At 57.7% G+C, this 19861-nt stretch carries 18 protein-coding genes and 4 pseudogenes; 12 read left to right on the top strand and 10 right to left on the bottom strand.

Annotated elements, in window-relative coordinates; translation table 11 throughout:
* Positions 1-73 precede the first annotated feature (73 nt).
* Both RH831_RS11295 and RH831_RS11300 read right to left on the bottom strand, forming a co-directional pair.
* On the bottom strand, positions 74-1888 hold the full coding sequence (locus tag RH831_RS11295) for an SLC13 family permease (RefSeq protein ID WP_310554308.1): 1815 nt from the start codon (positions 1886-1888) through the stop codon (positions 74-76).
* A 129-nt stretch (positions 1889-2017) separates the two neighbouring features.
* Positions 2018-2464, bottom strand: coding sequence for a universal stress protein (locus RH831_RS11300; protein ID WP_310554309.1), 447 nt, complete (start codon positions 2462-2464; stop codon positions 2018-2020).
* Between the two features lie 153 nt (positions 2465-2617).
* Here RH831_RS11300 and RH831_RS11305 point away from each other — a divergent pair, with 153 nt between their 5' ends.
* Positions 2618-3037 carry a universal stress protein gene (locus tag RH831_RS11305; protein WP_310554310.1) on the top strand — a complete coding sequence of 140 codons (420 nt, stop codon included), beginning with the start codon at positions 2618-2620 and terminating at the stop codon, positions 3035-3037.
* Between the two features lie 40 nt (positions 3038-3077).
* On the opposite strand, the gene RH831_RS11310 is transcribed toward RH831_RS11305, so the two are convergent.
* Both RH831_RS11310 and RH831_RS11315 read right to left on the bottom strand, forming a co-directional pair.
* The gene (locus tag RH831_RS11310; RefSeq protein WP_310554311.1) at positions 3078-4337 is read right to left on the bottom strand and encodes an anion permease; all 1260 of its coding nucleotides are present in this window, start codon (positions 4335-4337) and stop codon (positions 3078-3080) included.
* 458 nt (positions 4338-4795) lie between these two features.
* Positions 4796-4948 carry a hypothetical protein gene (locus tag RH831_RS11315; protein ID WP_310554312.1) on the bottom strand — a complete coding sequence of 51 codons (153 nt, stop codon included), beginning with the start codon at positions 4946-4948 and terminating at the stop codon, positions 4796-4798.
* A gap of 898 nt (positions 4949-5846) precedes the next feature.
* Between RH831_RS11315 and RH831_RS11320 the strand changes: the two genes are divergently transcribed.
* Positions 5847-7178, top strand: coding sequence for a hemolysin family protein (locus RH831_RS11320; protein ID WP_310554313.1), 1332 nt, complete (start codon positions 5847-5849; stop codon positions 7176-7178).
* A gap of 122 nt (positions 7179-7300) precedes the next feature.
* On the opposite strand, the gene RH831_RS11325 is transcribed toward RH831_RS11320, so the two are convergent.
* Positions 7301-7582, bottom strand: coding sequence for a hypothetical protein (locus tag RH831_RS11325; RefSeq protein WP_310554314.1), 282 nt, complete (start codon positions 7580-7582; stop codon positions 7301-7303).
* Between the two features lie 409 nt (positions 7583-7991).
* On the opposite strand from RH831_RS11325, the gene RH831_RS11330 reads away from it, so the two are divergent.
* From RH831_RS11330 to RH831_RS11345, 4 genes are all read left to right on the top strand, one after another.
* Positions 7992-8267 carry a hypothetical protein gene (locus RH831_RS11330; protein WP_310554315.1) on the top strand — a complete coding sequence of 92 codons (276 nt, stop codon included), beginning with the start codon at positions 7992-7994 and terminating at the stop codon, positions 8265-8267.
* Positions 8264-8434 (top strand): TRAM domain-containing protein, encoded by a 171-nt coding sequence (locus RH831_RS11335; RefSeq protein WP_310554316.1) that lies wholly within the window; start codon positions 8264-8266, stop codon positions 8432-8434. Before RH831_RS11330 ends, RH831_RS11335 begins: the two co-directional genes overlap by 4 nt.
* 216 nt (positions 8435-8650) lie before the next feature.
* Entirely contained in the window at positions 8651-9526 is an 876-nt protein-coding gene (locus RH831_RS11340; RefSeq protein ID WP_310554317.1) for a ParA family protein, read from the top strand.
* Entirely contained in the window at positions 9523-9930 is a 408-nt protein-coding gene (locus RH831_RS11345) for a hypothetical protein (protein ID WP_310554318.1), read from the top strand. Before RH831_RS11340 ends, RH831_RS11345 begins: the two co-directional genes overlap by 4 nt.
* 230 nt (positions 9931-10160) lie before the next feature.
* On the opposite strand, the pseudogene RH831_RS11350 reads toward RH831_RS11345, so the two are convergent.
* Positions 10161-10870 (bottom strand): annotated as a pseudogene (locus tag RH831_RS11350) (hypothetical protein); the annotation flags it as partial.
* On the opposite strand from RH831_RS11350, the pseudogene RH831_RS11355 reads away from it, so the two are divergent.
* A pseudogene (locus RH831_RS11355) lies at positions 10867-12672 on the top strand (type B DNA-directed DNA polymerase); the annotation flags it as partial. The pseudogenes RH831_RS11350 and RH831_RS11355 overlap by 4 nt on opposite strands.
* A 244-nt stretch (positions 12673-12916) precedes the next feature.
* A complete protein-coding gene (locus RH831_RS11360) occupies positions 12917-14185 on the top strand; it encodes an orc1/cdc6 family replication initiation protein (protein ID WP_310554319.1) in 1269 nt (422 codons plus the stop codon).
* Between the two features lie 581 nt (positions 14186-14766).
* On the opposite strand, the gene RH831_RS11365 is transcribed toward RH831_RS11360, so the two are convergent.
* The gene (locus RH831_RS11365; RefSeq protein ID WP_310554320.1) at positions 14767-15342 is read right to left on the bottom strand and encodes a hypothetical protein; all 576 of its coding nucleotides are present in this window, start codon (positions 15340-15342) and stop codon (positions 14767-14769) included.
* Between the two features lie 121 nt (positions 15343-15463).
* On the opposite strand from RH831_RS11365, the gene RH831_RS11370 reads away from it, so the two are divergent.
* Entirely contained in the window at positions 15464-15874 is a 411-nt protein-coding gene (locus tag RH831_RS11370; RefSeq protein WP_310554321.1) for a helix-turn-helix domain-containing protein, read from the top strand.
* Positions 15875-15945: 71 nt separating this feature from the next.
* Here RH831_RS11370 and RH831_RS11375 read toward each other — a convergent pair whose 3' ends face one another.
* Positions 15946-16269, bottom strand: a complete 324-nt coding sequence (locus RH831_RS11375) for a hypothetical protein (RefSeq protein ID WP_310554322.1) — start codon at positions 16267-16269, stop codon at positions 15946-15948.
* A 138-nt stretch (positions 16270-16407) separates the two neighbouring features.
* On the opposite strand from RH831_RS11375, the gene RH831_RS11380 reads away from it, so the two are divergent.
* From RH831_RS11380 to RH831_RS11910, 3 genes and pseudogenes are all read left to right on the top strand, one after another.
* A complete protein-coding gene (locus RH831_RS11380) occupies positions 16408-17334 on the top strand; it encodes a winged helix DNA-binding protein (protein WP_310554323.1) in 927 nt (308 codons plus the stop codon).
* Positions 17331-17777 (top strand): annotated as a pseudogene (locus RH831_RS11385) (DUF6036 family nucleotidyltransferase); the annotation flags it as partial. The gene RH831_RS11380 and the pseudogene RH831_RS11385, both read left to right, overlap by 4 nt.
* A gap of 25 nt (positions 17778-17802) precedes the next feature.
* A pseudogene (locus RH831_RS11910) lies at positions 17803-17856 on the top strand (hypothetical protein); the annotation flags it as partial.
* A gap of 71 nt (positions 17857-17927) precedes the next feature.
* Here RH831_RS11910 and RH831_RS11390 read toward each other — a convergent pair.
* Both RH831_RS11390 and RH831_RS11395 read right to left on the bottom strand, forming a co-directional pair.
* Positions 17928-18479 carry a hypothetical protein gene (locus tag RH831_RS11390; RefSeq protein ID WP_310554325.1) on the bottom strand — a complete coding sequence of 184 codons (552 nt, stop codon included), beginning with the start codon at positions 18477-18479 and terminating at the stop codon, positions 17928-17930.
* Positions 18476-19801 carry a divalent metal cation transporter gene (locus RH831_RS11395; protein WP_310554326.1) on the bottom strand — a complete coding sequence of 442 codons (1326 nt, stop codon included), beginning with the start codon at positions 19799-19801 and terminating at the stop codon, positions 18476-18478. Before RH831_RS11395 ends, RH831_RS11390 begins: the two co-directional genes overlap by 4 nt.
* Between the last annotated feature and the right edge of the window lie 60 nt (positions 19802-19861).

Below are 19861 nucleotides of genomic sequence, written 5' to 3' on the forward strand. Positions count from 1 at the left end.
ATATGTTCGAATTCGGTTACTATCTTGAGAACATCGCCCCGGGGCCTCAAATGAATAATCGTTGCAACATTTGTTAGAGCCCCCAGAATGCGGCGATCCCGAGGGTCGTGACAACGGCCAAGATCACCTGGAGGGGCCCGCCGACTCGGATGTAGTCACTGAAATCGTATCCACCGGGACCATAGACGAAGAGGTTGGTCTGATACCCAACTGGCGACATGAACGCCGTACTGGCGGCGAACGTGACTGCAAGAACGAAGGCAAATGCGTTGGCGTTCAACTTGGCGGCCGCGTCGACAGCGACGGGGATGAGCAACACGACGCTGGCCTGGTTGCTAACGAGGTTGGTAATCGCAGCGGTCAGCAGATAGAACAGTCCGAGGACGGCGATCGTGGGCAAGAAGTCAGCCGTCGAGACGACGAGCGTGCTGAGCAGATCGGCACCACCCGTCTCCGATAGTGCCCTGCCGAGCGGAATGACGCCGGCTAGGAGGAAGATCACATCCCACTGAACGGCATCGTACGCCTCTGCCGGTTTGATGATACCGGCGACGATCATCACGAGGACGCCGCCGAGCGCAGCCACCATGATCGGCAGGATGCCGAGTGCCGCCACTCCGACGACCGAGAGCACGACACCGACTGCGATCGGGAGTTTCGACGACCGGAACTGCTGGACGGCGAGTTCGCCAGCCACGATCATATTCGGATCGTCCGCGAGTCGGTCGACGGTGTCGGGGTCGGACTCGATGAGGAGCAGGTCGCCCGGACGGATTCGATACTCTGTAAGGCGTTCGTAGGCGGTCTCACCGCCACGACGGATGGCCAGAACAGCCGTCTGATACTGGTCTTGAAACCGTGACGACTCGGCCGTTTCGCCGACGAGATTGGACCCGGCGGTAACGACGATTTCGACGAGCGTTTGCTCGGGGCCAAGCGCGTCGAAACCACCTGGCGGCGTGACTTCCGAAACAATTTCGATTCCCTCTACCCCGTGTAGCGTCCGTAACGCGTCTTCGGTGAGCCGGATCGTGAAGGTGTCCCCCTCCCGTATCGTCATGGACAGTTTCGGCTCTCGATAATAGTCACCATCACGAATCAGTTGAGTGACGTTCGCTTCGAATTCGACCGCTTCGAGCGCCTCTTGGAGCGTCAAGCCGACGAACGGCGATTCTTCGCCCACGATCACTTCCGTGAAAAATTCTTCCTTTTGGGCCGTTTCGAGCTTACTGCGAGGTGTCACATGAGAGGGAGCAAGCCAGTATCCGATCGTAAGGAGGTACACCCCGGTGACGAGAAATACCACGAAGCCGAGGTGGGCGAACTCGAACATCGAGAACGCGTGCAGAGATGGGTAGTCGGCAGCGAGTCGGCTCGCCACGTCGCTGGCTAGGAGGTTCGTGGACGTGCCGATGAGCGTGAGCATTCCACCAGCCATCGACGCGTAGGAAAGCGGAATGAGCAACTTTGAGGGCGACGTTCCGTTCTCGTGAGCGAGGTCGCTCACCATCGGCAACAAGATGGCGACGGCCGCGGTGTTGTTGATGATTCCCGAGAGTGGACCAACGAGCCCAACCGTTGCGCCGAGTTGTTTGTGTTCGCTTTCGCCTGTAAACGAGGCGACTATCTTCTTAAGACGCTGAATCGCCCCCGTCCGACGGACGCCTTCGCTCAGGATCATCATCGCGAGAATCGTGATCGTTGCGGGGTTCGAGAATCCGGAAACGCCTTCGCGCGGCGAAACGCCCGTCCACGGACCGAGTATCATAAGCGTCACCATGATCCCGATCGCTGTGACGTCGATCGGGACGGGTTCGGTGACGAACAAAATGAAAGCGACGAGAATAATCAGAAAGATGAGGAGCGTCCCAACAGTCACTGCAGACATCGATATATATTAATAATCATGGTGGTAGTTGGATGTACTGGTCGATAATCACTATCGAGCGGTTACACGGGGATTCCACGAGATGAGCCTGGCCAAGGTGATGGGTGGCGTGTATTGAATCAGTCGGTGTTACCTGACGACAGTGACCGGAATGGTAGTACGCTCAACTACGTCTCGTGCCACGCTGCCCAAGAACTCAATAGTTCGTTCGGACCAGCCCCGGTGACCAACGTAGAGCGTGTCGAACTCTCCTTTCTCGGCATATTCGGGTATTCTCTTCGCCGGTTTTCCGTAGAGTAATTCTCCAGACACGGTTTGCCCCCGCTCCGCTGCAAACTCGATCGCCTCGTCTATGATCGCTCGACCGTGCTCCTCTGCGGCGTCAAGGCTATCGATGACTAGCCGGTCCCTGCGGTCGGACCCGGATATCGGTTCTCCACCACCAGCGTCATAGATATCCGGTTCGATTGCGTGGATTACCGTGATTGATCCGCCGGTCGCGTTAGCGATGTCCGTAGCATACGCAAGTGCCCGATTGCTCTCTTCTGATCCATCAACGGCGACAAGTAGTTCCATACCAAACCTTTAGCACCAGACCGGTTAAATCGACTGCCCCGTCCGACCACCCGAGAATGGTCTTCTGCCTCTAGAGGCTCAATAGCCATATTAGCCAAGCGGAAAGAAAATAGACACCATCATTTTATCCACATTCTAACCGTAGTTGGTACTATGATCTCACGGATCCTCGTTCCGATGGACGACTCGGAGATGGCCCAGCGAGCGCTCGAGTACGCCCTCGAGAACCATCCCGACGCGGAGATCACCGTCTTGCACGTCGTGGGCGGACCGTCACTGTGGGGAGGAGCAGCCACGTCGCTTGCTCTTGAAGAGGATGTTGAAGAGGCCGCAGAGGAGCGCGCAGAGGACATATTTGATGACGCCAAGAAACTTGCCGGCGAGTACGATGTCGAGATCACCACCGAGGTTCAACTGGGCCATCCGGCTCGAGCGATTGTGAACAGCGCCGACGATTTCGATGCGGTCGTCATCGGGAGCCACGGCGGCTCGTTAGTCGATCGACTGGTCGTCGGGAACGTCGCCCAGAAAGTGTTCCGCAACTCGCCCGTCCCTGTGATCGTCGCTCGGTGAGTGGCTGCGACTGAGACCGATGGACGGACGTGGTGTTCTCTTAGGCGAGGAGTGAAAACAAGCCATAGGATCCCACGACCGCCATCGTCGGCGTGATGACCCAGAGCGCCACGATACGTGCCGTAGCTGCGGGGTCAAACAGACTTTCGGCGGACAGTTCCTCCGGGTCTTTCTCGCCAATGCTAGACACACGATCCCCGGATGCGTGCTGCCTGTCCGGGTGAGGAGACTCGCCTTCAGCGAGTTCGCCCACAGTCGGGCCCGCAGCGACCCCCTTGTCGTCCTCAACTGGGTGAAGTTTGAGTGCACCAGTCGTAAACGTTGGAGCGGATTCATCGGCAGGGGACTGTGTGACTATTTCTGCGAGCGTCCGCGCTCGGCTTGCACGGCCCCACCCGAGCCCAATGATGCAACTGGTGGTACTCACGGCGAGGCTGGCTGGAATTCCGAGCCACGAGAGGATAGTGATGATCGTCGCACCCACGGTCGAAACGATGAGCGCTGCCAGAATCGGCATGTCAGTAACATCGTTGCCAACGGTTGCCAGCGTCCGCCGGGCAATCGTGAATCCGCCCACACTGATGGCCCCGACCGCGAGGAGAATCGCCGGGCTGGGGTCGAGGGAACCGTTGCCGACGAGCGGGGCGACCGCGTTCGCCGCGTTCGAGGCTCCGGCGCTGAACCCCATGTAGCAGGCAATTGCCACCACAAGCGCCGACCCGATCAGATCCCGAGGTGCCACGTTATCGTTGACCGATAGCTGTGGGAGCCCCCCCTGGGTATCGATTGCGATCAACGGGTTCGTGAGGCGACCAAATTCGAATTTGGCGTCGAGGTGCGGGTACAGATATCTGCCGATAAACGCACCTGTGAAGACGGCGATCAACGGGGCGACGATCCATGCCGACAGGATAGTAAACATCAGCGCAGTGTTGAGCGTCCCCGTTGCCAATCCGAGTCCGACGATTGCTGCGACGGCTGTCATCGAGGTTGACGCCGGGACACCGTAGAGGTTCGAGATCAGGAGCGCGAGCCCGGTGAAAAAGAGGACGCCAACGCTCGCTGCGGGTGTAAAGGCTGCTGCATCGACGATTTCGGTACTCATCGTCGTGATGACCTTCCGCCCGATCGTCCACGCTCCGAGGAACGCGAACACGGTAAACAGTGCTCCAGCGGTGACTTTTCTGACGGCCCGGCTGCCGACCGCCGGACCGAAGGCAACACCGGTTGATGACCCGCCGATATTGTACCCGACGAATACTGCTACCAGAAACCCCAAGAGAATCAGTAATTCTGCCACGTGTCTGCGATTCGGTTCCCACACGAAAAAATAGTGCCGTTTCACTGCTGAACTGTTGGCTACGAGCGATAGACGCAGTAATACGGAGATTTAGTGATTCACAACTGAAGTCCCACTAGTCTCTACCGATTCGTCTCCACACGGGTTGTCCAAAGATCAGTGACTGATATGCGCGTGTAGTAGCAGTGTCTGTCAGTCCCGTCTGTGACGCTTGCTCGGGCTGTAGACCGGCGTCAGTATTGTTAGCCTCATTAGTGGTACCGGCAGAACAGCCACACGGTACGTTTCGTCTGCCTGTAGGTCGCCAAGGCGGGGCTCTTGCTCCGGTACCTCAACCATATCGCTCGTTACACTCTTTGAACGTGCCCAAGGACAGACAACGAAGTTGCTCTGAAGTCTACATTTATAGACTTCACACCGGATACGCGACGGAGAATACAGTATTTTGCTGTCTGCAACTACTCCGGCGCTACAACGTCCTCACACGCCGGATACTCAGTCCACACGCCCTCGGCGCCGTCGTCCTTCTCGTACTCAATAAGAATCCACGCTTCCGATATGTTCTCACCACATTCCGGACAGCGACCGAGAATCGATTCGTCAGCGTTCATGGAAAGGGATGGAAGGAGCGTGTGACAGTGTTCCTTCCAAATGAATTTCAATCGAGCTTGAACCTAAGCCTTTGGCGGCTTTGCGGGTCGAACGCACCGGATTTCCGGTGGATACAGATCACCAGTAGAATTAATTCATAGCCACCAAAACCTCCGAATCCATGAGTGTCCGCACAGTACTTACTCGGCTGCTGCCCGGCGACGAGACAGAGGTCGTCGTGGAGTGCCGTCAGTGCGGTGAGAATCTTGGGTCGGGCGCAGATGAGTGTCCCAAGTGTGGGTCAGACGAGATAGCGCGCTTCCAGATTTCAGAGTGAACTATAGCGTTCGGGATACATCAGTCAATATCAACCAGATATATTCTACCACTAGAAAGGTCGATATCTATGTCCTCTGTCCTGACCGGTTATGTTCTCGTAGATCAGTTCCATCTCATGCCAGAGTCGCGTCTCCCATCTTGTATGCTCCGAAGGAATCAATTTGCGGGTTGTCAGCTAATCGTGTGACCAATACAAACGATCGGCCTTGTTTAGACGCTCCCGAAATCGTGAGTTAGCGCCTGTATTGGCTGAGCAGGATCAGTGTATAAGAGCCTCTCTGTCTGATTTTGTGCTTCGGATAGCAACCGTTACGTCCGATCTACACCGGGTCTAAACAAGGCCCAAACGATCTATTCAGCAGGACCCGATGCTAATTGCCTACTGAATGTCGAGGTTCTATATCCGCTGTCAGTCGGCGAAACGAGGAGGACAGTCTATGGCCAGGGGATCCACAGGAACAACTCACTACTGACAGTAGTCAATCACCCGCGAATCCTGTAGATGGTTTTAGTAAACGTAACGAGATGCATAGCTATGGACACATTACAATCGAACGGCAGTCCGTTCTGGGAGTACCGATGGTAAACGTCGCGCTCTCAGTGGGACAACTCGTCTTAGCGCTGTTTCTCGTGGTGCTCAACGGCTTTTTTGTCGCTGCAGAGTTCGCCTTCGTTCGGATTCGGGGGACATCGGTTGACCAGCTCGTCGAGGAGGGGCGCCCGGGGTCGGGGACACTCCAAGGAGTAATGACCAATCTCGATAACTACCTCGCCACGACGCAACTCGGCATCACCATCGCCTCGCTCGGGTTGGGGTGGGTCGGCGAACCCGCCGTGGCGGCGCTCATCGAACCCGTACTGGAACCGATTCTCCCGGCGGGTCTCATCCATCTCGTCGCGTTCGCAATCGGCTTCAGTCTCATCACGTTCCTCCACGTCGTCTTCGGTGAACTCGCGCCGAAGACGATCGCAATCTCCCAAACCGAGCGACTCTCGCTGTTTCTCGCCCCGCCAATGAAGTTCTTTTATTACATCCTCTATCCGGGAATTGTGGTGTTCAACGGGGCAGCCAACGCGTTCACGCGGTCGCTCGGTGTGCCGCCCGCTTCCGAAACGGATGAGACACTCGGTGAGCGAGAGCTCCTCCGAGTACTAACACGGTCGGGCGAGGGAGGGGACATCGACGTTGCGGAAGTGACGATGATCGAGCGGGTCTTCGATCTCGACGACATCGTGGTGCGGGAGGTCATGGTTCCACGACCGGACGTGGTGAGCGTTCCGGCCGATGCCCCCCTCTCCGACCTCCAGTCGATCATCCTCGAGGCTGGTCATACGCGCTATCCAGTTCTCGATGCCGACGACGGCGACCAGGTGATCGGATTCGTCGACGCCAAGGACGTGTTACGAGCCGAGGTGGAGGGCGAGGACGCCGAGGTAGTCGGCGACATCGCCCGCGAGATCGTCATCGCTCCCGAGACGATGGCACTGAGCGATCTCCTGAGACAGTTCAGAGAAGATCAACAGCAAATGGTCGCAGTTATCGACGAGTGGGGGGCATTCGAGGGGATTGCAACGGTTGAAGACGTCGTCGAGGCGCTCGTTGGAGACCTCCGGGATGAGTTTGATATGGACGAGCGTGAACCCTCGATTCGCCGGCGTGGCGATGAGGGGTACGACATTGACGGGGGCGTCCCGCTATCGAAAATCAACGACATGATCGAGGGAGAGTTCACAAGTGAAGAGGTCGAAACGATCGGTGGACTGGTACTCGAGCAACTCAACCGCGCGCCAGAACGTGGCGATCGCGTTGAGGTCGACGGGTACGTCGTCGAGGTGACGAGCGTTGAGGGGACCCGAATTTCGACGGTCTGGGTTCACGAACATGAAGAGGATGATTCAGTGGTGGACTGATCGGGATTATGGTAGCCGGTCGGAGGTTCAGAGACCCTCGACCGGCAGAGTATGAGATTCGCATGAAAGCGAATCGATGGACGACTACGATACCATATACGCGTGTTATATTCAGCACGCTCTCAAAGACTTATCCGGATTCTGGAAGGACCCGAGTGCTGAATCAAGACGACTTGAACCGCCTTGTCGACGTAGTCGATTATCCCGTACTCCGACTTGGCCACGATCCAGAGCGGGATCTGGACGGCCGTATACGGAATCCCGATCAGGTAGAGCAGTCGACGCCGATAGTCGAAGAAGAACAGCACAAGTGCGCCAGCATAGCCAACACCTGCGAGTGCAACAGGAATCCGCCCCTCGACGATACCAGCATACACGTGGATGACACCAGTGATGACGACCAACGCAACTGCCAGCCACTGGAGCTGGGTAAGTGACCCTATCCGACCCGACGACGTATTTTGCGTAGACATCACAATACTAAATCGTTCGGGATAGGAGATAAGGACGGTTATTATTATACTATAGATGTCATCATACGACGTGCATTACACGGTTGTGCCGGTTTCTCAGTCAAGATGGTTGTAGCTACGCTTTCGCCCGGAAGAGAACAGTATCCACACAACTGATTCGTTCCTCACTACCAGCTATGCATTGAGATGGCCAGTCTCAACTTCTGTAACTCTACTGTGTCCCTCGTTGACGCTGCATCGTCAGCGCCCTCAAGATGCCAAATACTCCGGTTATAACGCTGTTCTAACGTCCCTCTCGTCTAACCTAATTCCGTTTATGCAGCCCCGAATACACCCGATAATGACCGAGATCTCCGATTCACTGCGCTTGCTCTACGAGACGGCGCTTGAAGAACGCGAAGATGAATATGTACACACCTTGCCGAAGGAACCCGTTGAGAATAGTTCACTCACCAACGATATCGTCTATCGTGTTGCCCTCCTGGAGTCGGCAAGCGAATCTCGGCAGTCCAAGCTGGATCCGTCCGAGACGACCCACGGGAGACCGAGCCCACCGATGAACAACGGATTGAGTCACAGGACCCACCAGTCGAAGCTGGTGGCGTCCGGTCGGTGACCATCGATACGCTCGGCGATCAGGGCGACGGGATCGCGAAATTTGAACGTGCATACATCGTGATTGTCCCTGGCACGCAGCCCGGCGATCGTGTTGACGTCAAAATCACCAACGTTAACGACTCAGTTGCCTTCGCCGAGCCGGTTGGCAAAGCCGAAGTTCGCTAGCGACGTACAATCTCACCCTCTGCTGTCTGCGCATTCATCGGAGAACTCTAGGAACACAAATCATTTGGTGTATTCATTAGTTGTGTTCTTGGATGATGTTCATAAGATGTATTCATGAATTGTGTTCACTAGTAGTGTTCATTAGTGTGCGTAGTGGCATTCAATAATGAATTGATGAACCGAACTTTCAAGACGAGTTGTATCCATGGCATGAGTATGTTAGCGTACTCGACGTACAGTGAGGCTGGGGGGGTTGGGAAAACCACCACAGCTGCAAATTTAGCTGTTGCTCACGCTCGTGCCGGACTCAAACCTCTCGTTGTCCCGCTAGATCCACAGGACGGCAACCTTTCCCGATTATTCGGCGTTGACACCGACCGCACCGAATCGGTCGATAATATCGTCCGCCACATGATCCGCCGGCCACAGGGCGACTTCGACGACCTCATTCGAACGGTAGAGGGGGTGGATATCGTGCCGGAGCACAACATGCTCTCAGACCTCGCAGAGTATCTCCAGCGGGAGAAAGACCAGGCGGAAGCCATGGGTGAAGCGTTCGGGATGCACGCACAGTTGTTACGCATACTTCGAGATGCTGGTGTGCCGGACAAGTATGACGTCCTCATCTGTGACCCACCAGCAACGGAGGGGCCACACCTCTACAACGCGATTCACGCGACGCGATCACTGGTCATCCCGGTCGAGCCAAGCGCGAAAGGCCGGGCTGCCGTTCAAGGGCTAGAATCACTTGTGGCTGGCCTTGAAGATCAACTGGACGTCGAGGTTGGCGTACTCGCTGCAGTCCCGATGGGGTTCAAGAATACACGGGACCAACAGACGATCCTTGACGAGATCGACTACCCGATTCCGGAAGTAATCGGTGAGCGTGCATCCCTGATGGAGGGGTGTTGGATGGAACAGTGCTCCGCGTACACGTACGTCCGCGAACACCGTGATCGACAACGCGACTACGAGATCGAGACGCTCGCTCAGTTCGATCGCATTGCACGCCACCTGGAGGAACAGGTCGGCCTGGAAGCCCCGAATCCGCCTGAATCCGGGGACCTCGACCACGAGGTGCTATCCGTATGACGGGCATGAAGGAGGGCGCCGGCGAAGACCCATTCGCCAGCGATGATGACGCAAACGCGGAGCCTGCCGCGGACGAGCGGGCCACCGGCGCTGAGGAAGAATCCGATCGCAGGACCGACGACGGCAACGGGCGCCAAGGGAAGGAGCAGCAGCAATCGATGCGGATTCCATATAAATTCCGACGCGACGGCGTCCAGGACGGTCGAGATCGCGTCCCGCTATTCATCCAGGAGGACACCAAAAGTGAGGAACGAGATGCCCAACGGGAGCTTGAAGACCGATTCGACGACGACGTCTCGCTTACGGACCTGCGCGAAGCCGTGATGAAAGCGGGGCTCCAACATCTCGACGAAGTCGAAGCAAACCTGGAAGAGTGGGGATACGGGATGACATTCAACGAGTGACACAGGGTAGCAAGGGAATACTACCTGGTGGGATTACAACGTCCTTTTGCTTATAAGGAGTTTAAGTGGCGAACCTAACCCTGCTGAGACGAAAATAGGACTGAAAGACACCCTCGACGAGGCTTGAAGTGATGGATATCTCAGAGGATCCTCACAGGCCGTACGAAACGGAGAGACAGCCCGTCAATCGACCCGAAGAAGCGGTACGTCCGGATGGCGACAGGGTCTCCGTCGTCGACGTCGGCTTTGCGCACGTATTCGCTTTCCTCGATCTCGTAAACCGCCGATTCGGAGAGGTCGGTCACATCGAGCGCGTCGTCGACTTTCTCCCGATCGACAGCCAGAATCCGCTCGCGGGGAATCCCCGCGTCCTCGAGCACGCCGATGACCTCGTCGTCGTCCTTCAGCGAGCGATTGCGGCGACTCGTTCGCTGGACCGACCCATACTGGCCGTGGACCGGCTGGTCGTGGTGGAGCCGCTCGAGGAGCACCTCATACACGTCCTGGCGAGATCGCCGGCGTTGCGCTGGACGTCAGAGAGGAGCGTGTAGAGGTTGATGAGCACCGGTGTCTCACAGTCCTCGAGCGCCGTCGGATCGTGGTGTTCGAGGGCATCGATCAGCAATAGCATATCGGGGTAGACGTCGAGATCGGGTTCCGTGCGATCCGCCGCATCGTCCTGGTCGGCGGCGGACCGGGTGGATGTCCCGGTGATGAGCTGGGACGTCGTCGGCTCGTCGGTTTCAGTGAGCGTCCCCGCTCGGTCGTCGATCTCGTAGCGGGGATGGAGACTGAGAACGGCCGCGTACGGGTCTGCGTCCGGGGGTAGGCGCTGGAGGTCGAAGGTCCCGCCAGTGTCGGTAATGTGCTCGGCTATCGTTTCGAACTGCTCGCGTTGGAGCGGCTGGGAGCCGCCTGCGACGACGAACTCGATGACGATACTGTCTGGAGACCGACGTCGATCCGACGCCGGCGAGCGAGCTGTCGATCCTCCGGCTCAGCGTTCCGTTGACCGAAACGAGCGACGACGTCTATGGGGAGCTGGCTGTCGCCGGCGACACCGTCACCGGCTCGCCGACAGATCTCTTGACCGCCGTCCAGGGGGCGCTCGACGCACACGATCCGGACATACTGGTTTGTTCGACGAGTGAGATCATCCCGACGCTATACGAGATGGCCACGGCTGCCGGCGTCGACGACTTCTCGCTGAGTCGGTGGCCGGACGTCGACTACCAGCAGCTCGCGAGCCGGTCGACGTACTCGAGCTACGGCCGCGTCGGTCACTCCCCGGCGCGGTACAACGTGCCCGGCCGGGCAATCATCGACGAGTCGAACACGTTCTTCTACGGGGAGACGAACCTCGAGGGCGTCCTCGACCTCGTGTCGCGCTCGAAAAAACCCGTCCAGGAGCTTGCGTGGGGGTCGATCGGGAACGTCCTCACCGCGATCCAGATCTGCGAGGCCCACGACCGCGGCGTCCTCGTCCCGTGGAACTCCTGGCACCACGAGTTCTACAAGCCGATAGGGACGCTCCACGACGCCGACCGCGGCGGCTTCATCTTCGCCCCCGAGGTCGGCCTCCACGAGAACGTCCACGAACTCGACTTCTCCTCGTTGTATCCGAACATCATCTGTACGCGGAACGTCTCGCCGGACGTCATCCGGTGTAGCTGCCACAGCGACCGCGACGACGTCCCCGACCTGGGGTACTCAATCTGCGACGACCGAGGCTACCTCGTCGACGTGCTGCAGCCGATCATCGACGCACGCGACGAGATCAAGGCGGCCATCCGTCGCGAGAAGGATCGGAACGATCCCGACGACGACCGACTGGCGGAGCTCGAGGGGCGATCGGGAGCGCTGAAGTGGATCCTGGTCGCCTGCTTCGGCTATCAAGGGTTCAGCAACGCGAAGTTCGGGCGCATCGAGTGTCACGAGGCGATCAACGCGTTCGCTCGCGAGATTCTGTTGACGGCGAAACAACGGCTGGAAGCCGGCGGCTGGCGGGTCGTCCACGGCATCGTCGACTCCATCTGGGTGACACCGGACCCCGACGTCGACAACGATGACCGCGAGGACCTTGAGGCGCTCGCGACGGCAATCACGGAGCGCGTCGAGATTCGGGTCGAACACGAAGCTCACTACGACTGGGTGGCGTTCGTGCCGCAGCGCGAGAGCGACGCCGGCGCGCTGACGAAGTACTTCGGCAAAGTGGCTGGCGACGACGAGTTCAAGATCAGAGGCATCGAAGCCCGGCAGCGCTCAACCCCGGCGTTCATCGAGGACGTCCAGCGGGATTGTCTCGACCGACTCGATGCCACGCGGTCACCGGACGCCGTACTCGACTATCTTCAGGACGCGATCAAGCGCCTCCACGCTGGAACGGTGCCGGTCGAGCAGCTCGTCGAACGGAATCGCGTCTCCAAGCCGCTGGAGGGATACACGCAGAACACTCAGAACGTGGCGGCGCTGAAGCGGGCTCGAGAGCAGGACCTCGCCGTCCACCCGGGACAGGATATCGAGTACGTAGTCGTCGACGACGAGAAGAGCTCGCGAGAGCGGGTCGTGTTAGCCCACGAAGAAAAAGACTCGTACGATGCGTCGTACTACGAGACGCAACTCGTCAGAGCTGTCGAGAGTGTGCTGTCACCGCTCGGATGGGACCGAACAGGGATCCGGCGGGAACTCTCCGGGACACGGGAGATGGACTTGACGGAATTTACAGCGGTCCGGAACGGATGATTTGTTATTAGATGTCGATAGCAGCCCTCTATCGACTTATCCCTCACTGAGTTGATGACGGTGCCTCGCTCGAAGGATAGATGTCACCTGAGGTGAGCAAAAACACAAGTGGACGACGGGGTCAATCCCATTCACACTCCGGGGGGTGCTCCGTTCAGCAAGACCCCCCGGAGTGTGAATGGGGGGAAATCAATCACACCGAGGGTGGGCAACCTATATGTGAATGGGGCGAATTGGTCCGTCCATGACAAACAACGATTCCACGCAAACAACCGTCGACGAGATATTAAATGTCGGTGAAGGAGATGGCGAAGACGAATCGGTCATTTTTGAGAAACCATGGTTGCTCGAGATCGATAACGTCCCTGACGCCAATCGGATCGTCGGTCGAGACGGTCACATCACGTTCTTGGCGAAGAATCTCCGGAAAATGCGGACAAATAGCGTCCCGGATAACGTCCTGGAGTGGGGTGAAACCGGGACGGGGAAGACACTAGTTGCCAGACACGTCTGTGAGCGACTCGAGGCAGCAACTGAAGGAACGGAGTCTCCGATCGTTACTGCATATATTAATCCAGATCCCATCTCTACGTATACCTCCACCTTCCGAAAGATTGCAGAACAGGTGAACGCTAAAGCAGAGAACCCGATTGATGTCCCCTATCAAGGTCTCTCAGCAGAACATTATCGGGATCAGAAGCTGTGGCCCGTTGTTGAGAGGGAGTTCTCTGGCGGTCTCGTCGTCATCATCGATGAAATCGACAAGCACGGCGAAGTCAACGAAGTACTCTACACGCTATCACGGACACAATCAAAAGATGACGTTGACATCCCAGTCATTACAATCGGAATTTCGAACGACATCGAATTCAAAGGAGAAATCGAATCACGGGTTCAATCGACTCTCCAGCCAGAACACCGAACGTTCACGCCGTACGAAGAAGATCAGCTTATCGCTATCCTCGAAAATCGGCGAGACGCATTTTACGATGGTGTCCTCGATAACGAGGTGATTCCAACAACAGCTGAACTCGCAGCTGAAGAACACGGTGATGCTCGACGTGCAGTCCGATTATTCCGGAATGCAGGTGAAATCGCCGACGAAGAAGGCGACGACATCGTGACAGCTAATCACGTTCTAGAGGCTGACGAACTCGTCGAAGTTGAACTCTTTATGGAGATGGTGAAGGGCACTCCGTTGTCCGGGAAATTACTCCTGTTTTCTCTCACACGTCTTGACCGGAATGATCCGGAGAAAGAATGGTTCCGAACGTCAGAGATCCACGAGGTTTACCAGACAGTAGCACGGGACGTCGAGGTGGAGCCGAAGGGGTACAATCGTGCGCTCGAACTCCTGAACAAACACGTGACAACAGGAGTTCTTGAATCAAAAAAGAAGGAAGGCGGAGATCAAGGAAAATTCAGATCGTATTCGCTCCAGGGTGACGTAGAGAGCACTCGAGCTGGACTGATCAATTCAACACCGGAACTCCAGACGCTGATGGGATGGTAACACCCCCACCCCTCGGTGTGAATGGTCTGCCATAGGTTACGGCGATTGTAAGGATAGAGCTGGGTTGTAGGAGCGGTTTTCATTTATCGGATGGAACAGAAACGAGTGTTGAGTGTCTTTCACGTGTTAACCCGGTTGTTTGTGGTAGCTTGCTGGTGTACCGCACCGAACTAGTAGTTATCTTTATTACACACTAGCCGAAACAATCCACCAAGTAGAATAATACTCAAAAGCGAGGCACTTGTACCGATGCCAATACTCTGTTGGAGAGGCGAGAAATCTCTAGCCGTCCCACGACTCTCACTATTAGGATCTTCTTAATTGTGGTGCACGGGGTGGTGAACCATTCACACTGAGGGGTGTGGGGGTGATTGGTTCATGAATACTCCACGTATTTCTACTCCTCCTATGGATAGGATGTAATGTCGAGCAAAGATGGTTGGCTGGCCATTCACACCGAGGGGTGTCGGCTTGACGGGCCCAATTCACACTCTGGGGGCCTCAAGTCGGCTATCCATTACGCGTTGCTGAGACAAACATCGGCCGGGTTCGTCAGCTGGTCTTCAAGTCCAGGTCTCCGCTCAGAGAGTGTTAACACACTCGACGAGATCGTCTTCAGTAACCCACCGACACAATCGACCTCCGTCGTCCAACATCTCGAAAATAGCCGTCTGCATTCCGCTATACGGATTCTTACTCGTGACTCCGGTATCAACGTGTTCCAGATCGAGGGGTTCGTATTCGCGCTTGAATACGTGCGTTTTCGCGAAATATTCCTTGAGGGCCGTGAAGTAGCCCTGTTCGACCAGAAACCCTCCTTGGGAGTGTTCGGCGACACCGACGATCGTATCCGTATAATCGGCGAGCAGCCGAAACTTGAGATAGGTATTCGTCCACTCGCTCCGGATGTCAACCATCAAAAATGCATACGCGCCGGATTGTCGATTGAGACGGTCTTTCACCAACTGGAGACGGCGAATCTCGGGTTGGCCATAGCTGCCGAGGACGAAGTACGCTTTCTCAGCCGAGAAAATCGGGGTGAGTTCCGCGACGCTCTGTTTGAGCGCTTCGTACTCCTCTGGAGTGAGTGAGGTTTCATGGAGATACTCGTCGGCCTTCTCCGCGAGTTCGTCGACAGTGACCGGATCCTCACTCATCTAACCGAGATTACTCGGGTCGCGTGCTTTAATGTGGCGACCTTATTATAGACCGATTCGCCTACAACCAATTCGTATTTAAACGAAACGTTTTTGAGCGTACCACCCGAACAGCGAAGTAATGAGCACGTCCGATCACCCGCCAAGCGAGCTAGAATCCGTTCGGGAACGACTCAACGTCGTCACCCAGGAGACGCGGTTCGCGCTCCTCCAGGACATCCTCGGGCATCCGTTGGAACTACCGACGCTGAAGGAACTCGACTACGTCAACCCGAGCAAGAGCCAGACGACGATTCGCCAGCACCTCCAGCAGCTCGTCGACGCCGACATCGTCGAGGAAGCGCTCCTGCCAGAAAACCGTCGGCAGAACGATCTGCCGTACAAGTTCTACGGAATCAGCGAAAGTGGTCGGCAGTTCCTCGAGGAGCACAAACTTCTCCGCGCACAAGACACGCTTCGAGAAATTTACGACCGAGTGGAGAAAACCGAGGACATCAAACGGTACGAGACTGCCCCACGTCCTGAACACTGACAGCGCTAGCTTTTATATCGTAGACGGGGTCTCTCCGAACTTTTGACCACCCGATTGAGACGTAGTTCCGTCTATTCGTCCGGATTGACGGGGCGTTTATATTTTGACTTCACCCGATCTCCCTCTCGCCACTGCCAGTAGTAGTAGCGATTGTCGTTGATTTCCTTGATCGTGATCGTCGCTTTTGCAGGGACGTCGTCCGGGAGGTCGTCTGGTCGCTTCTCCACCTTTTTTTGGTCCGCTTCCTCCTCGAGACGAGCCTCGCGTTCCTTGTACTCGGATAGCGCTTCGGCGTACGTGGCAACGTCTCGGAGATAATCCGGAGTCGACTCGTTGAGCGTTTTGATCAAATCCGTCGAGAGGCTTGTTGGTGGGGTCGGTGGTTCGGAGGACATCGGCTACTCTCGCGTTAACCAACACGGACCGCTAATCCATAGTTTTGTTGGTTAAGACGGTGGTGGCGGTTCCTGTGCCCTCTAACTGTAACACTACTCGAAACTTATTTATATACAAATTTCGTACTATGTTACACTGTGCTCCGGAGAATCGAACTTGAGGTCCTCGCGACCGTCGAACGCGGCGACACGATCTCCGAGCTCGCGACGAAGCTTGACTATAGCGAGAGCCACCTCTCTCGTGCCGTCGGAGACCTCGTCGAGAAGGGGCTCGTCTACACGGAACGCGACGGCCGCCGAAAGCGGGTCGTCCCTTCAGATGCTCGAGCCGTGGAAGTCTACCAGGACCTCGTCCGTCAGCACTCCCACATCGACTTTTCTGAATTGTTGACCGGCAAGGCACTCGAGGTGCTGTACTATCTCAATCAGCCGCGGACCGTTTCCGAGATTGCCGACCTGAGCGACAACTACCGCAACACGGTCAACCGAGTCCTCAAGCGGCTTCGCGACCGTGGTCTCGTCGGCACGGACGACGGCCGCTACGACTTCAACGGCGACTTCGATCAACTCCACGAGTTCGCACGCGAACTAGCTCATCATCTTCACCGACAACGCCTCGAAGCGGTCGCCCCGAAGGGGACGATTCTCTGGGAGGGCTACGATGAATTCCTCGCCCAGACAGAGACGGAGATCGACGCGGCGCCGTTCCACGAAACCGGCCTCGTTCGGTTCGCGGCCTTCGATCTCCAGTTCCTGCTCACCGGCCACCGCTACTACGTCTACTCCGAGGAGCTCAACGCAGTCTCGCCGGCGGAGCTGTGTTGTCACACGCTGCTCATCGACGACGGCAGCCGCCACCGCTCGTACTGTCTCCTCCTGCTCAGCCACGTCGACGTCGACGAGGAGGATCTCCGAGAGCAGGCGGTGAAGTATGGCCTCGAAGACGAAATCGACGCCTTGCTCCGCTACCTCGAGACGCACGGCGAGGTCGACGACGACCGTCTTCCGGAGTGGGACGAGTTCCAGGAGCTGGCGGCTGATTATAAGGTGCCACTACCACAATGAGACCAACATTCGGGCGCGAGTACATCGAGAACGAGTTCCAGCGAATCGGGGATGGACTGTCTGAACCGCTCACGGTCTACTTGATCGGTGGTGGCGCGATGTCGCTGCGCGACCTCAAGGGGGCGACGAAGGATACCGACCTGGTCGTTGCCGACGGCGACGCGTACGGCCAGCTGTGGGCTGTCCTGATGGATCTTGGGTATGCGGAGGTACAATCGCTGGACGCCGATTACTGGGCGCTGGGTGCGACCAGTTGCGTCGAGAACGACGATGGGTGTCGTCTCGACATCTTCAACCAGCAGGTCGCGAACAAGCTCGTGCTGACCGAGGGGATGCGCGACCGGAGCGAGCCGTTCCTCGCGACGGAGCGATTGACGGTCCGGCTGGTCAGCAACGAGGATATCTTCCTGTTCAAACTGATCGCGGGTCGCGACGACGACCTCCACCCCCGGATTTGGCCTCGGAACGGCGATACTAGCGCTGATTGGTGCTGTACTGATCGCGCTTCGGCCAACAGTGTAGCACCCCACTGATTGCACGGCTGTTGATTTCCGCCGTCGACCGTCTGCTGATAAACCACGCTGGCGGCCGACTTAGCCGAGGTCGATCGTCCGGTCGCTCCAGGCTCGGAATTCGTCGAGGACTGCTTTCTCGCGACGGGAAACGGGGTCGTCCGTTCCGAGTTCTTCGCTCTCGAAGGCGTTGAGCACCACGTGGTCGGCAGAGTCCAGGGCGTTCGTCAGTCGCTCGGGCTCTAGCGAGTCGTGTTGGAAGGGAATCGTCGCGTCGTTGACGAAGGCGGCGACTGGGTCTGGACATGCTTCGATTACCTGCCTGGCCATCGTCGCGTTCTCGCGGGCGAGCGCCTGCGTCTCCTCGGGTGTTTCACCCTCGGCTCGTGGCGCGTGCGCTTCGATGACCCCGTACCACACGGCATCGGGGATCGTGGTGAATCGATCGAGTCGCCCGCCGAGGATCGTTCCGTCGCGCTCGAACTCCGGGGCAAAATCCAGGACGACGACACCGTCGGTTCCTTCCTCGTCGATCCAGGACTCCAGGGCGCGGGCCGTGCGTCGGGTTTTACCGGTTTGCGAGGGGCCGAGGATCAACGTTCGTCCCTCGTGGAGCGCTGGTGGTTTCGTCACGAAGTGAGGACCTCTTCGCGCAGGAACTTCCCGATTACGACGAACGTCGCCAGACCCAGAATTACGGCGAACACTAGAACCGCTCCGGAGAGCGGCCCGACGCCAGCGCCCAGTTGTTCGCGGACGAAATTAGCAGCCAGGGTGCCCGAGACGACCAGGAGGAGCCCGCCGCCTACGTTGGCGAGTATCGAGTTCGACGCCGGCACTGCGTCGGCGTTCAACAAGTAGAGGACGATGGCGATGGCGAACGGCGTGCCGATGGTTCCAAGCGCCAGAACGAGGACGAGTTGGCCGAGGACCCTGCCGCCGATGAACGCACCGGGCGCAGAGAGCAGGGCGAACGCCGCCACGAGACCGCGATAGCGCGTGTCCTCGACGCTGGTCTGCCAGCCGAGCTTGTCCGCGACGAGGAAGGGCGGAACGATCGTGTTACCGCCCAGCGTCGAGACGGCGGCCCCGCCGAGGCCGAGCAAGAACAGCCACTTGGCGCTCTCGCCGACCAGGGGGCCAAGCGCCTGGGCGGCACCCACAGTAGACAAGCTGGGATCCGAGAGGACGCTCGCCGCGACCAGGAAGATGGCGATGCTGTAGATTCCAAAGGCAACGAGCATTGAGGCGATTACGTCGAAGGTGGCGAGTCCGTAATTGCCAACCGACCAGTCACGGGCCTGCATCGTGTAGGAGTGCATCGTGATGAGGGTGATGTGGACGGCGCCGCCGAGAATACCGGCTGCGACCAGAGCGGTACCGCCGGGAAGCGTCGGAACGAGCCCGTTCACCGCCTGGCCCACGTCGAGGGGGACGACGAACGCCGAGGCGACAAAGGCGATGACGACGCCACTCACGAGAAGCTTGGCCGCGATTTCGAGGAGTCGATACCCGCGACCGGCGAGGCCGAGGGCGACGATGACCGCCCAGACGACCCCCCACGTCCCGGTCCCGATTCCGGTGATCGTCGCGGAGACCGTCGCGACCGTTTTCATGATGACGAGTTGTGCAACACCGGCTGCGATAACGACGTCTGCGACGAGAAGCCAGGCCCATTTCTCGCCCAGTGATTGCTCGACGACGGTAACGATTCCAGCCTCGGTGAGCAGTCCCAATCGCATCGCCAGATATTGTGCGAGTGCGCCCGCGATGGGCGAGAGGAGGACGACCCACAGGAGTGTGTAGTCGAAGCCTGCACCAGCCGCGATGAGGCTCGCCATCGAGGCCGGGCCGGCAGCAATCGATCCCGCGACCCAGGAGGGCCCCATTGCACGGAGATACTCGGGGATAGATCCCTCCAGGATGGCGGTCATATCGGAGCTGTTCGTGGGCATACCTCGATGGTAACACTGGATAATAATATAAGCGACGGCTCACCTCGCCGTCGTGTCAAA

Source organism: Halodesulfurarchaeum sp. HSR-GB (assembly GCF_031432215.1).
Taxonomy (GTDB): domain Archaea; phylum Halobacteriota; class Halobacteria; order Halobacteriales; family Halobacteriaceae; genus Halodesulfurarchaeum.

Coding starts and splice junctions, on each gene's coding strand:
- RH831_RS11295 (WP_310554308.1), bottom strand. CDS start 1,888: ATGTCTGCAGTGACTGTTGGGACGCTCCTCATCTTTCTGATTATTCTC.
- RH831_RS11300 (WP_310554309.1), bottom strand. CDS start 2,464: ATGGAACTACTTGTCGCCGTTGATGGATCAGAAGAGAGCAATCGGGCA.
- RH831_RS11305 (WP_310554310.1), top strand. CDS start 2,618: ATGATCTCACGGATCCTCGTTCCGATGGACGACTCGGAGATGGCCCAG.
- RH831_RS11315 (WP_310554312.1), bottom strand. CDS start 4,948: ATGAACGCTGACGAATCGATTCTCGGTCGCTGTCCGGAATGTGGTGAG.
- RH831_RS11320 (WP_310554313.1), top strand. CDS start 5,847: ATGGTAAACGTCGCGCTCTCAGTGGGACAACTCGTCTTAGCGCTGTTT.
- RH831_RS11330 (WP_310554315.1), top strand. CDS start 7,992: ATGACCGAGATCTCCGATTCACTGCGCTTGCTCTACGAGACGGCGCTT.
- RH831_RS11340 (WP_310554317.1), top strand. CDS start 8,651: ATGTTAGCGTACTCGACGTACAGTGAGGCTGGGGGGGTTGGGAAAACC.
- RH831_RS11345 (WP_310554318.1), top strand. CDS start 9,523: ATGACGGGCATGAAGGAGGGCGCCGGCGAAGACCCATTCGCCAGCGAT.
- RH831_RS11360 (WP_310554319.1), top strand. CDS start 12,917: ATGACAAACAACGATTCCACGCAAACAACCGTCGACGAGATATTAAAT.
- RH831_RS11365 (WP_310554320.1), bottom strand. CDS start 15,342: ATGAGTGAGGATCCGGTCACTGTCGACGAACTCGCGGAGAAGGCCGAC.
- RH831_RS11370 (WP_310554321.1), top strand. CDS start 15,464: ATGAGCACGTCCGATCACCCGCCAAGCGAGCTAGAATCCGTTCGGGAA.
- RH831_RS11375 (WP_310554322.1), bottom strand. CDS start 16,269: ATGTCCTCCGAACCACCGACCCCACCAACAAGCCTCTCGACGGATTTG.
- RH831_RS11395 (WP_310554326.1), bottom strand. CDS start 19,801: ATGCCCACGAACAGCTCCGATATGACCGCCATCCTGGAGGGATCTATC.